Source organism: Shewanella sp. 553 (genome assembly GCF_059338375.1).
The window spans coordinates 2,814,655-2,828,202 of the sequence record NZ_CM181701.1; the positions used below are offsets into that span (position 1 = coordinate 2,814,655).

General features: G+C 46.3%; 11 protein-coding genes and 2 tRNA genes. 1 reads left to right on the forward strand and 12 read right to left on the reverse strand.

Features of this window, described 5'->3' with window-relative positions:
* Positions 1-12: 12 nt before the first annotated feature.
* The 10 genes from nusA to rlmE all read right to left on the reverse strand — a co-directional run bounded on the left by nusA (position 13) and on the right by rlmE (position 9,068).
* Positions 13-1,512 (reverse strand): transcription termination factor NusA, encoded by a 1,500-nt coding sequence (nusA, locus tag AC5YBZ_RS12455; RefSeq protein ID WP_494521201.1) that lies wholly within the window; start codon positions 1,510-1,512, stop codon positions 13-15.
* Positions 1,513-1,539: 27 nt separating this feature from the next.
* On the reverse strand, positions 1,540-1,995 hold the full coding sequence (gene rimP, locus AC5YBZ_RS12460) for a ribosome maturation factor RimP (protein ID WP_110458239.1): 456 nt from the start codon (positions 1,993-1,995) through the stop codon (positions 1,540-1,542).
* 158 nt (positions 1,996-2,153) lie between these two features.
* Positions 2,154-2,230: transfer RNA gene (locus AC5YBZ_RS12465), tRNA-Met, on the reverse strand.
* A gap of 104 nt (positions 2,231-2,334) precedes the next feature.
* Positions 2,335-2,420: transfer RNA gene (locus AC5YBZ_RS12470), tRNA-Leu, on the reverse strand.
* A 117-nt stretch (positions 2,421-2,537) separates the two neighbouring features.
* Positions 2,538-2,882 (reverse strand): preprotein translocase subunit SecG, encoded by a 345-nt coding sequence (gene secG / locus AC5YBZ_RS12475; RefSeq protein ID WP_494521200.1) that lies wholly within the window; start codon positions 2,880-2,882, stop codon positions 2,538-2,540.
* 1 nt (position 2,883) lies between these two features.
* On the reverse strand, positions 2,884-3,666 hold the full coding sequence (tpiA, locus tag AC5YBZ_RS12480) for a triose-phosphate isomerase (protein ID WP_110458241.1): 783 nt from the start codon (positions 3,664-3,666) through the stop codon (positions 2,884-2,886).
* 181 nt (positions 3,667-3,847) lie between these two features.
* Positions 3,848-5,179, reverse strand: a complete 1,332-nt coding sequence (gene glmM, locus AC5YBZ_RS12485; protein WP_494542970.1) for a phosphoglucosamine mutase — start codon at positions 5,177-5,179, stop codon at positions 3,848-3,850.
* Between the two features lie 133 nt (positions 5,180-5,312).
* The gene (gene folP, locus AC5YBZ_RS12490; protein WP_494543723.1) at positions 5,313-6,098 is read right to left on the reverse strand and encodes a dihydropteroate synthase; all 786 of its coding nucleotides are present in this window, start codon (positions 6,096-6,098) and stop codon (positions 5,313-5,315) included.
* Positions 6,099-6,386: 288 nt separating this feature from the next.
* Positions 6,387-8,384, reverse strand: a complete 1,998-nt coding sequence (gene ftsH, locus AC5YBZ_RS12495) for an ATP-dependent zinc metalloprotease FtsH (protein WP_494521198.1) — start codon at positions 8,382-8,384, stop codon at positions 6,387-6,389.
* A gap of 54 nt (positions 8,385-8,438) precedes the next feature.
* Complete coding sequence (gene rlmE, locus AC5YBZ_RS12500) at positions 8,439-9,068, reverse strand: 23S rRNA (uridine(2552)-2'-O)-methyltransferase RlmE (protein WP_110458245.1); 630 nt, start codon at positions 9,066-9,068, stop codon at positions 8,439-8,441.
* 91 nt (positions 9,069-9,159) lie between these two features.
* On the opposite strand from rlmE, the gene yhbY reads away from it, so the two are divergent.
* On the forward strand, positions 9,160-9,459 hold the full coding sequence (gene yhbY / locus AC5YBZ_RS12505) for a ribosome assembly RNA-binding protein YhbY (RefSeq protein WP_110458246.1): 300 nt from the start codon (positions 9,160-9,162) through the stop codon (positions 9,457-9,459).
* Positions 9,460-9,521: 62 nt separating this feature from the next.
* Here yhbY and greA read toward each other — a convergent pair whose 3' ends face one another.
* Positions 9,522-9,998: a transcription elongation factor GreA gene (gene greA / locus AC5YBZ_RS12510; RefSeq protein ID WP_494542971.1), complete on the reverse strand. Its 477-nt coding sequence runs from the start codon at positions 9,996-9,998 to the stop codon at positions 9,522-9,524.
* Positions 9,999-10,317: 319 nt separating this feature from the next.
* Complete coding sequence (gene carB / locus AC5YBZ_RS12515) at positions 10,318-13,539, reverse strand: carbamoyl-phosphate synthase large subunit (protein WP_494542972.1); 3,222 nt, start codon at positions 13,537-13,539, stop codon at positions 10,318-10,320.
* Between the last annotated feature and the right edge of the window lie 9 nt (positions 13,540-13,548).

Here is a 13,548-nt window from a genome sequence, read left to right on the forward strand (position 1 = left end):
CTGTTGATCGACTTATGCTTCTTCGCCAAACCAACAGATATTGCGGGCTGCCATGATGAGCTCACCAGCCTTTTGTTCTGTTAATTCTTCAATCTCGATCAAATCATCAATGCCTTGTTCGGCTAAATCTTCAAGCGTAATTACGCCTTTACTTGCCAGCACATACGCCAAATGACGTTCTAAACCTTCTAGGGCAAGTAAATCTTCGCTCGGCTCAGCACCATCAAGTGCTTCTTCGGACGCCAGAGCCCGTGTAGAGATAGCGGCTTTTGCACGCTCTCTCAATGATTCAACGATATCTTCGTCGAATCCGTCGATGTCCAGTAGCTCACTTTCTGGTACATAAGCAATCTCCTCTAATGAGGTGAAACCTTCATCAGCAAGTACCTGAGCAAAATCTTCATCGACATCCAATGCGCTAACAAACAAGTTAACAACCTTCGCGCTTTCCGCTTGGTGTTTAGCTTGCATATCAGCCACTGTCATTACGTTTAGCTCCCATCCCGATAACTGGGTTGCTAGACGTACGTTTTGACCATTACGACCAATAGCTTGTGCCAATGAATCTGCTTCAACAGCAATATCCATTGAGTGGTTATCTTCATCAACGATGATAGAAGCCACATCAGCTGGTGCCATGGCATTAATCACAAACTGTGCTGGATTATCATCCCAAAGCACAATATCAACACGCTCGCCACCTAACTCATTAGAAACGGCTTGTACACGTGCGCCACGCATACCAACGCATGCACCGATTGGATCGATACGACGGTCGTTGGATTTAACGGCGATTTTTGCACGCGAGCCTGGATCACGAGCAGCGCCCATGATTTCAATCATTTCATCTGCAATTTCAGGCACTTCAACACGGAACAGCTCCATGAGCATTTCCGGTTTTGTACGCGTTAAAAACAGCTGAGCACCACGCGCTTCTGGGCGTACGGCATAAAGTAATGCACGAACGCGGTCACCAGGACGGAAGCTTTCGCGGGAAATCAAGTCTTCTTTAAATAACACTGCATCAGCATTGTTACCTAAATCAACCACGACACTCTCACGGTTACTCTTCTTCACGACACCGGTGATCAACTCGCCTTCTTTCTCACGAAATTGATCCACGATTTGAGCACGTTCAGCTTCACGTACTTTTTGTACGATCACTTGTTTGGCTGTTTGGGTCGTAATACGGTCAAATACCACAGATTCGATCTCATCTTCGATATATTCACCGACTTGGATCTCTGGGTCTTCGTATTTCGCCGCTTCTAATGTAATTTCTCGAAACGGATTTTCTAACGCTTCACCATTATCGTCAACCACCATCCAGCGACGGAAAGTTTCATAAGCACCCGTTTTACGGTCGATAGCGACACGAACTTCAATATCGCCTTCATACTTTTTCTTGGTTGCTGTGGCGAGCGCTATTTCTAACGCTTCAAAAATCTTTTCGCGTGGCACGGCTTTCTCATTTGAAACCGCCTCAGCGACTAGCAGAATCTCTTTATTCATCCTCTTGCCTCGTTCACCTTGAATCCATCAAAACTTAGCGATTAAGTTGCCTTTGCGGATGTTATCCAGGGCAATAATCAGTTCGTTGCCATCGACAGCTAGAGTGAGCATCTGCCCCTCTACACCCACGACGGTACCTTTTAAATTGCGACTACCAGCAACAGGCATAGTCAATTGAACCTTTACGGTTTCACCGATGTAGAGCGCATATTGCGCCGCATTAAATAGTGGTCTATCTACACCTGGAGAAGAAACTTCTAATGTGTATTCGGTTGAAATGGGGTCTTCGACATCGAGTACGGCACTGACTTGACGACTTACGTCGGCACAATCGTCAATAAAGATGCCTTTTTCATTGTCAATATAAACACGCAAGATTGAATGTTTACCCGCATGTACGAATTCAATACCCCAAAGACTGTGGCCTAATGCTTCAACTGGTGCGATAAGCATCTGTTCCAGTTTACTTTCTAAAGTTGCCAAGGTTACCCCCCGAAAAACAAAAAAGGGCCTAAAGCCCCAGTATGACATCGCTAAATAGCGATATTTTAAAAGTCCAGATAACAAAAAACCCCGTAATCACGAGGTCATAGCATTCAGAACCTGTAGCAGTAATGAAGAGTATCTTCATTACTGGGAGCTGGTTGCGGGGGCCGGATTTGAACCGACGACCTTCGGGTTATGAGCCCGACGAGCTACCAAACTGCTCCACCCCGCGTCAACTGCTGCAATTATATGGATAGTCACCCATATTTGCAATAATAAAGCGGCTTAGTTAGCGACTTTATTTAACTCAGACCGATGATAAAACCAATCTAAATTTGGTGCGGATGGGGGGACTTGAACCCCCACGAGCATAGCTCACCACCCCCTCAAGATGGCGTGTCTACCAATTCCACCACATCCGCATGTGATTGTTACACTTTACTATTTTACCTCTACTATCTGGCAGTGAGGACTACCAAGAGACTTAATAGTGACACCCATATTTCACGGTGTCTTGACTTAACCAGTTAGGCTGAGTCTTAGTCAGGAATTTTGTCTTCTGACTGAGTTTGGCTTTCCGTTGCTTCGGTAACTTGCTCAGTCACTGCCGCAGCATCTGTGCCTAAATCTTTCCACGACTCTTCGCTTTTAGCATGGTTTGCACTTAAGTTACCTATGGTTAGACTTAATGCAAAAAATGCGATTGCCAATATGGCAGTAGAACGTGTTAAAAAGTTACCCGACCCTGAAGATCCGAATAACGTTGCTGAAGCACCGGCACCAAAAGAGGCCCCCATATCAGCACCTTTACCCTGCTGGATTAGAATTAGGCCAACTAGACCTAGTGCAACCAACAAGTATATAACCATTAAAACTTCGTACATATTATGCGCTCATTGCTATCGAACATAAACTTAAAAACTCGGTAGAGTTTAAGCTTGCACCGCCTATCAGTCCACCATCTACATCAGGTTGAGCAAATAGATCTGCTGCATTACTCGGCGTTACGCTACCACCGTACAAAATCCTGATATTCTCTCCAATAAATGGAGAAACTTCAGAGAGACGCTTGCGTATAAACGCATGTACTTCTTGTGCCTGCTCTGGCGTAGCGCTCTTACCTGTTCCTACTGCCCATAAAGGTTCGTAGGCGATAATTGCGTTATCAAAAGCCATGGTACCATTTTTTTCAATGACTATGTCTAGCTCTTCAGCAATCACTTCAAAAGTGCGTCTTGCTTCACGAGCTGGACCTGACTCACCAACACATAAGATTGGGGTCAAACCGTGCTTCTGAGCTGCAGCAAATTTCTCTGCTACGATATCACTAGTTTCGCCGTACATACGGCGACGTTCGGAGTGACCGATAATCACATATCGACATCCTGAATCTTTTAGCATTTGCCCTGACACTTCACCAGTATAAGCACCGAAGTCATGTTGACTTACGTTTTGCGCGCCCATTCTGACTAGACAACCATTTAAAGCTTCTTTATTAGCATCAAGCTGCTGCCGCACACTTTCAAGAAATATACTTGGCGGACATAAGACTACTTCCGCAGAATCGTTTTGAAGCTTGGTAGCGAATTTATTAAATAGCTCTTGCGCTAATTGCGCTGTGCCATTCATTTTCCAGTTACCAGCGACCATTGGGCGTCTTAGTGCCATCACTGTCTCCTTCTGAAAGCGGCGTGAATAATAGCGAACCACTTGTGAACTTACAATACCTAAATAACGAATTTTTACGATAAACGCGCCACTCGGCTACTTTTTATCCTTAACGGAGAGTAAACGAACAGGATTTAACCATGAAAGATTAAATCCTATTGATCTTACGCGTAAAAACTAATTAGACCAATGCCCTGATAGCATCGGCAATCGTATTTGCGTGACGGGTCACATCACTGGCAACATCGCCCTCAACCATCACACGGATCAGTGGCTCGGTACCCGACTTGCGTAGCAGCACTCGGCCACGCTCGCCTAGCAATTGTTCTACCTCAGTCTTAGCCACTAACACACTGTCAGCCTTGAGCGGATCATGACTCCCATCGAAGCGAACATTAACCAGCACTTGCGGTAGCATTTTAATGCCTTCGGTCAATTCTTCCAATGTCGCCTGTTTACGGCACATTGCGGCCAAGACTAAAATACCCGCAATGATACCGTCCCCCGTAGTACCATGATCTAAATTCAAAATATGACCTGAATTTTCACCGCCAATGCGCCATTGGTTCTTTTTTAGCAGTTCCATCACATAGCGGTCGCCAACTTTCGAGCGGGCAAAGGCGATGCCTCGCGCCTTAAGGGCAAGATCTAAGCCTAGATTTGACATTAAAGTGCCGACAACACCACCTTTAAGTACGCCTCGGTCCTGTGCATCACAGGCCAAAATATACAAGATCTCGTCGCCATCGATCACCTTTCCATGGCGGTTAACCATCATAATGCGATCGCCATCACCATCGAGTGCGATACCCAGATCGGCTTGTTCTGCGATGACGGTTTCACGTATTTTACCCATCGACGTGGCGCCCACCTCGTGATTGATATTGGTACCATTAGGTGAGGCGCCAATCACGACAACGTCGGCACCAAGCTCACGAAAAACATTAGGAGCAATATGATAAGTGGCGCCATGGGCGCAATCGACCACTATTTTAAGCCCTTTAAGGGTATGCTCAGCGGGAAAATTACCTTTACAATATTCAATATATCGACCGGGGGCATCTTCGATACGCGACACTTTACCTAGTAGATGAGATTCAACACACACCAACGGCTTTTCTAGTTCTGCTTCAATTTCAAGCTCGATGGCATCATCTAATTTGCTACCATCATTGGAAAAGAACTTAATGCCGTTATCATAATAGGGGTTGTGTGACGCACTGATCACTACGCCCGCTTCGGCTCTAAAGGTACGGGTTAAATACGCGACTGCTGGCGTCGGCATCGGGCCCATGAGCATCACATTTAATCCGGCAGCAGACAAACCCGCTTCCATCGCCGATTCAAATAGGTATCCTGAAATTCGCGTATCCTTACCTATAATCACCTTGTTGGTACCAGAGCGCGACAATACTCTGCCCGCCGCCCAGCCTAGCTTTAACGCCAACTCAGGTGTCATTTTACCTGAGCCGACCTTGCCTCGAATGCCATCGGTGCCAAAAAATTTTCTCACAATATTAACCCCTTGAGTCCTTTCTTAAGACTTCATTTTTTACAATATCAACAAATAAGCATGATTGATTAAGCGACCCAAAAGTATCGATACTTAATCACGAATGCTGTATTTTATCGCTTATCAAGCTCACTTAAAGTGCTTTATAGTGCTCCATTGCCTGCATAACGGCAATCATGTCTACCGTCTCTTTTACATCATGCACTCGCAGAATATGTGCACCACGCTGCAGACTCAGCATACCCGCAGCTAAACTCCCCGCTAATCGCTGCTCGACACTTGCTGATAATAATTGGCCGATCATACTCTTACGCGATAACCCTATCAGCAGTGGCAATTCAAAATGCTTAAACTCAGCCAAACGATTCAGTAACTCGTAATTGTGTGCCAAGCTTTTTCCGAATCCGAAACCTGGATCTAGAATAATGTGTGAGCGAGGTATTGAAGCATCAATACAGGCTTGAATACGTTCAGCAAAAAATTGAGTAACATCAGCAATAACATCGTGATAGTGAGGCAATTCTTGCATAGTACGAGGCTGACCTTGCATATGCATTAAACATACAGGGACACCAAGCGCTGCAGCCGTTGTTAACGCGCCCGGTTCTTGCAGTGCCCTGACATCATTAATGAGATCTGCTCCAGCTTTAACCCCCTGCGCCATCACCTGCGCTTTACTGGTATCGACTGAGATCCATACATCGTGACGGGCATGAATATATTCTACCAGTGGGATCACTCTATCTAGCTCTTCTTGTAAAGAAACCTCTGCCGCACCAGGGCGGGTAGACTCGCCGCCAATATCAATAATGTCGGCACCAGCAGCAATCATCTGCTCGGCATGCTGGCAAGCATGTTCAAAATGCGAGTACCTGCCGCCATCAGAAAAAGAATCTGGTGTGGTATTTAATATCCCCATGACTCTAGGTTGGGTTAAATCTAATGTTTTCTGTCTACTAACTAATTGCAAAAGAGGATCCTCGATATTGTGACCATTTCTACGCAGAGTAACGTTAATGGTCACAGGAAATGACACTTATCAAATTGTACAGCGAGTAAGTAAATAACGACTCTAAAAATAACTTAGCCGCTAATTTGACCAAACCTACTCACTATTACGCCAGACTCATAACCCATAGGTGGCTCGAAACAAGAAAACCCCTTGCGGGGTTTTCTGTTAGTAACGGTTGATTATTAAGGCATTGACTTATTTAGTCACTGGCGATTCATCAACATTTTTAGCGTCACCTTGTTCAGTAACATCAGTTGGCGTTACTGAATCATCTTGATCTTCTGCAGATGTTGTATCATCGGTAGCCGTTGCCGTGTCGCTGGCGGCTTTTTTGCCACCTTTGTCACCACCGTTACTGCCATTCTCATCCAAATTCCAATCGGCTGGCTGACGAACTTCACGACGTGCCATAAGATCTTCTATTTGCGTTGAATCAAGTGTTTCATACTTCATTAACGCATCTTTCATGGCATGAAGAATGTCTATGTTATCGGTCAAGAATTTTTTGGCTCTGTCATAGTTAGCGTCGATCAGCATTTTGACTTCATCATCGATGATCTTAGCCGTCTCATCAGACATATGCTGTGACTTACCCATGCTACGACCTAAGAACACTTCGTTCTCATCTTCCGCATATAGGACTGGACCCAACTTTTCAGAGAAGCCCCACTGAGTCACCATATTACGGGCGATAGAGGTTGCATACTTAATGTCTTGTGATGCACCAGTAGAGACTCGCTCGCTGCCATAAATCAACTCTTCGGCAAGACGGCCACCATAAGCGACTGAAATCTGGCTCTCTAACTTTCTGCGACTCTGGCTGATTGCATCGGCTTCGGGGAGGAAGAAAGTCACACCTAACGCACGGCCACGAGGAATAATGGTCACCTTATGCACAGGATCATGCTCTGGTACTAAACAGCCCACAATAGCGTGACCCGCTTCGTGATAGGCGGTCATCTCTTTCTCTTCTTCCGACATCACCATGGTGCGGCGCTCTGCGCCCATCATGATCTTGTCTTTAGCGCTTTCAAACTCTTCCATACCAACTACGCGGCGGTTGCCTCGTGCAGCAAAGAGCGCTGCTTCGTTAACAAGGTTGGCCAGATCCGCACCAGAGAAACCTGGTGTACCACGAGCAATCACACTCGCTTTAACATCATCGGCTAATGGTACTTTACGCATATGCACTTTAAGAATTTGCTCACGACCACGCACATCAGGCAAACCAACAACCACCTGACGGTCAAAACGACCTGGACGCAATAGCGCTGCATCGAGTACGTCTGGACGGTTAGTCGCCGCGATAACGATAATACCTTCATTACCTTCAAAACCATCCATCTCAACGAGCATCTGGTTTAGTGTTTGCTCACGCTCATCGTGCCCACCACCAACGCCAGCGCCACGCTGACGACCGACAGCATCAATCTCATCGATAAAGATGATACAAGGCGCTGATTTCTTGGCTTGTTCAAACATGTCACGCACACGTGATGCACCGACACCAACAAACATCTCAACGAAATCTGAACCTGAAATAGTAAAGAAAGGTACTTTCGCCTCACCAGCAATTGCTTTAGCCAGTAGGGTTTTACCTGTACCAGGAGGCCCAACTAGCAGCACGCCCGTTGGAATACGGCCACCTAGTTTTTGGAATTTAGTTGGCTCTCTGAGGTAATCAACCAGCTCTTTAACGTCTTCTTTAGCTTCGTCACAACCAGCAACGTCACCAAAAGTCGTTTTAATCTGATCTTCACTCATCAATTTGGCTTTACTCTTACCAAACGACATCGCGCCCTTACCGCCACCGCCTTGCATCTGGCGCATGAAGAATATCCACACCCCGATAAGCAGTAACATTGGGAACCAAGAAATAAAGATCTGAGTCAAGAAGCCGGATTCCTCCGCCTCTTGGCCTTTCATTATCACCCCTTTGCGATCAAGGTCGTTAATCAGATCTTGGTCATACATCGGCATGATGGTGGTAAATTTTTCGCCGGTTTTTTTAGTCCCTTCGATAGTACGTTGATCACTTTTGATCTCGACAGTATTAATTTGTCCGGAACGCACATCGTCCAAGAATGTTGAATAATCCATCTTCAACGAATTTGATGAAGAGGGGGAGTAGCCCTGAAACACTGACATCAACACTACGGCGATGACAACCCAGAGAATTAAATTTTTTGCCATATCACTCAAAATTACTAGACCTCATAAAGTCTTGCGGTTACTGACGTTAGGTTACTACAACTTGTATCCTGTCGCCACAAGATAGACTTCACGCGAACGCGGTCGCGAAGAGTCTGGCTTACGTGTTTTAACGGTTGTGAAAGCTTCTTTAACCGTTTTCATATAATCGTCAAAGCCCTCCCCCTGAAAGACTTTGACCGCGAAACTGCCGTTAGGTGCCAACACTTGATGACACATATCTAATGCAAGTTCGACCAAATACATGGCCCGCGGCTGATCGACACCGCCTGTACCACTCATATTGGGCGCCATATCAGATAGCACAACATCAACTTTAGCATCACCGACACGTTCAAGTAAGGCCTCGAGCACTTTATCTTCTCGAAAGTCTCCTTGTAAAAAATCGACCCCAACGATTGGGTCCATAGGTAAAATGTCACAGGCGATGACTTTACCCTTATCGCCAGCTAGCTTAACCGCAATTTGCGACCAACCTCCTGGCGCAGCACCTAAATCAACCACTGTCATTCCCGGACGGATTAATTTATCTTTCTGCTGAATCTCTTCAAGTTTAAACGCGGCACGCGAACGTAAGCCCCGCTTTTGCGATAATTTAACATAGTGATCATCGAAATGTTCCTGCATCCAGCGCGAGGAACTTGCTGTTCGTTTTTTACCTGACATTTAAAATCCGTAACAAATATGAGTTACACAAAGGCTATATGAGGGTAGAATAGCGTTTTTTCAACAGTAACTCAGCATAAAGTTGGTAGAAATGAACTTAACAACCAAACAAAAACAGCACTTAAAAGGCTTAGCACATAACCTAAAGCCTGTTGTACAGCTTGGTTCCAATGGTCTGACTGAAGGTGTACTGGCTGAAATTGATAATGCACTCTCTCATCATGAATTAATCAAAGTGAAAGTAGCCTCTGGAGACAGAGAGCTAAAAAATGCAGTCGTTGACGCCATTGTACGCGAAACTCAAGCTGAAAAGGTTCAGCTTATCGGTCACGTATTGGTCCTTTTCCGTCAATCTCCAGAAATGAAGATTGCCATCCCTAGAGCAAAGTAAATTCATTTTGCTTAATAAAAAAGCCGCTATCCATTAGCGGCTTTTTTGTATCACCTGGTCGACTAGATATATTCAACTTTGATGATTTCAAAATCACTGGTGCCACCCGGCGTGGTGATTGAGATTTCATCATTGACATTTTTACCTATCAAACCACGGGCGATAGGTGAGCTAACCGACAACAAATTTTGTTTAATATTAGCTTCATCTTCGCCCACGATGCGATAGGTGAACTCTTCTTCGGTATCAATATTTAAGATAGTCACTGTCGCACCAAAAATCACTCGGACCGTATTTTCCATCTTAGTCACATCGATGATCTGTGCATTAGACAGTTTACCTTCGATGTCACGTACACGCGCTTCGCACAAACCTTGCTCTTCGCGGGCTGCATGATATTCAGCGTTTTCTTTCAAATCACCTAGCTCTCTGGCAATACCGATCGCTTCAGCAATCTTAGGACGCTTATCAAACTTTAAAAAATCTAACTCTTTACGTAGTTGTTCTGCGCCAACTACAGTCATCGGAACCTTATTCATAGGAACGATCGTCTCCTTAAAAACAAAAGCATCCTAGCCAGCCTGACCCATATTGAGGCCACTGACTAAGTAAAATAACGCGTGGAATTACTCTATTCTATACCGTGATGCTACGAGATGCTATTGAATCACACTCTGTTAATCGTAAGGCCATAAGAACGGTGTATTTTACTCCACCTTGCTTAACATACAACCCGAACAACACAGCAAACATAGTAGGTAATCCATGGCTAAACGACAAGCTATCATAGGAGTATTTATTGTAAATCAACCCCATAAAAAAGGCCGCTACTGCGGCCTTTTTAACGCTCAATAACTCTTAGCCAGTAATACGCTTGTGCAACTCTTGCACCGACGTCACATTAGTACGATCATCTGCAGCGTGCGCCATGCACGTGGCAAAAGCCGCGTTCAATGTCGTCGTGTAGTTAACCTTATAACGCAATGCACCGCGGCGAAGTTGACGTGAGTCTTCAATCGCTTGACGACCTTCGGTGGTATTCACTATGTAGGTGTATTCATCGTTCTTGATGCGGTCAAGAATATGAGGGCGACCTTCGTGCACCTTGTTCACGAGGCGAGGGTTAATGCCCGCTTCGCCTAACACAACAGCTGTGCCGTGAGTGGCATCGATTTCGTAACCAAGCTCTATCAACTTAGCCGCTAAATCGGCTACACGATTCTTATCACTGTTACGCACAGACAACAGCGCACGACCAGACTTAGGCACTTCCGATGTCGCACCAAGCTGTGCTTTAGCGTAGGCTTCGGCAAACGTGTCACCCACGCCCATCACTTCACCTGTTGAGCGCATTTCTGGGCCAAGCAGAGGATCAACACCAGGGAATTTATTGAACGGCAATACCACTTCTTTCACTGAGTAGAAAGGCGGAATCACTTCTTGAGTAAAACCTTGCGATGTTAGCGATTGGCCCGCCATCACGCGCGCGGCAATCTTAGCTAACGGCACACCCGTCGCCTTAGAGACGAATGGCACGGTACGTGCTGCGCGAGGGTTGACCTCAATCATGTAGATGTTGTTATCTTGCACCGCAAACTGCACATTCATCAAGCCAACCACACCCAGCTCCATTGCTAGCTTGCCAACCTGCTCGCGCATTTCAGCTTGAATCGCTTGGCTTAGGGTGTATGGTGGCAGTGAACAACCCGAGTCACCAGAGTGAACTCCCGCTTGCTCGATATGCTCCATAATCGCACCAACCACCACGATTTCACCGTCGCAAATCGCGTCGATATCCACTTCAATCGCGTTGTCGAGGAAACGGTCCAGCAGCACAGGCGAGGCATTAGAGACGCTAACCGCTTCATTAAAGTAGCGACGCAAATCCTGCTCGTCATAGACAATTTCCATTGCGCGCCCACCCAGTACATACGATGGACGTACCACGAGCGGATAGCCGATACGCTCGGCGGAAATCACCGCGCCTTCAACCGTGGTTACGGTATCATTTTCAGGCTGTTTCATCTCGAGACGCTGAATCGCTTGCTGGAAACGCTCGCGGTCTTCGGCTCTGTCGATGGCATCTGGGCTGGTACCAATAATAGGAACGCCAGCGGCTTCTAAATCTCGAGCCAGTTTAAGTGGCGTTTGACCACCGTACTGTACAATCACGCCCTTGGGCTTTTCGATTCGTACAATTTCAAGCACATCTTCAAGGGTTATCGATTCGAAATACAGTCTGTCGGAGGTGTCATAATCGGTTGATACCGTCTCTGGGTTACAGTTGACCATAATGGTTTCGTAACCGTCTTCACGCAGTGCTAAAGCGGCGTGAACACAACAGTAATCAAACTCAATACCTTGACCAATACGGTTTGGACCACCGCCAATCACCATGATTTTTTCACGGTCTGACGGGTTAGCCTCGCACTCTTCCTCATAGGTAGAGTACATGTAGGCCGTATCGGTTGAGAACTCAGCCGCACAAGTATCGACGCGCTTGTACACCGGATAGATCTCGTGGCGGTAACGCAATTTGCGCATCTCGGCTTCACTGACACCTAGCAGCACGGCAAGGCGAGAATCGGCAAAACCTTTACGCTTGAGCTTGTATAAGAAATCCTTATCCATGCCCGACATACCGAGGTCTTTGACTTGCGTTTCTAAGTTAAGTAGCTCTTCAATTTGGATAAGGAACCAAGGATCGATATTGGTCAGCTTAAAAATCTCTTCTAAGCTCAGTCCCGCGCGAAACGCATCGCCAATATACCAAATTCGGTCTGCACCAGGCTCTTTTAATTCGTGTCGAATACGAGACAACGCATCCTTGTCTTGAATATCGATGATAGCGTCTAGACCATTGACGCCCACTTCCAATCCACGCAGCGCTTTTTGCAGCGACTCTTGGAAAGTACGGCCAATCGCCATCACTTCACCCACAGACTTCATCTGGGTAGTTAAACGGTCATTGGCACCGGCAAATTTTTCGAAGTTAAAGCGCGGTACTTTAGTGACAACGTAATCGATTGCAGGCTCAAATGAAGCAGGGGTCGCGCCACCAGTAATGTCGTTGCTTAGTTCATCTAGGGTAAAACCAACGGCAAGTTTTGCGGCGATTTTAGCAATGGGGAAACCTGTGGCTTTAGATGCCAATGCCGATGAGCGAGACACCCGAGGGTTCATCTCGATGATCACCATACGGCCATCTAGGGGGTTAATACCAAACTGCACATTTGATCCACCGGTTTCAACGCCAATTTCACGCAGTACCGCAAGTGATGCATTACGCATCAACTGATACTCTTTATCCGTTAACGTTTGCGCCGGAGCCACTGTAATAGAGTCCCCCGTATGCACGCCCATCGGATCGAAGTTTTCGATTGAACACACGATAATACAGTTATCGTTGCGGTCACGAACCACTTCCATTTCATACTCTTTCCAGCCAATTAACGACTCATCGATAAGCAGTTCATTGGTCGGTGAAAGGTCAAGACCTTGAGAACAGATCTCTTCAAACTCTTCCTTGTTGTAAGCGATACCGCCACCGCTACCACCCATGGTAAATGATGGGCGAATAATACAAGGGAATCCGACCTGCTCAAGCACGCCATAAGCATCTTCCATGCTACGGGCGATACCCGCTCGTGGACACTCCAAACCAATCGCCTTCATCGCTTCATCGAAGCGACTACGATCTTCAGCCTTATCGATTGCATCAGCTGTGGCGCCAATCATCTCGACATTAAATTCACTCAATACACCTTCGCTTTCGAGGCGCAATGCACAGTTAAGTGCAGTTTGACCACCCATGGTAGGCAAAATGGCGTCTGGACGCTCTTTGGCAATAATATTGCGTACAACTTCCCACTGGATCGGCTCGATATAGGTCGCATCGGCCATTTCAGGGTCGGTCATGATAGTCGCAGGATTCGAGTTAACCAAAATAACTCGGTAACCCTCTTCACGAAGTGCTTTACAGGCCTGAGCGCCCGAGTAATCGAACTCACACGCTTGCCCAATCACAATCGGGCCGGCACCTAAGATTAGAATACTTTTTATATCTGTACGTTTTGGCATTGCTGAAAC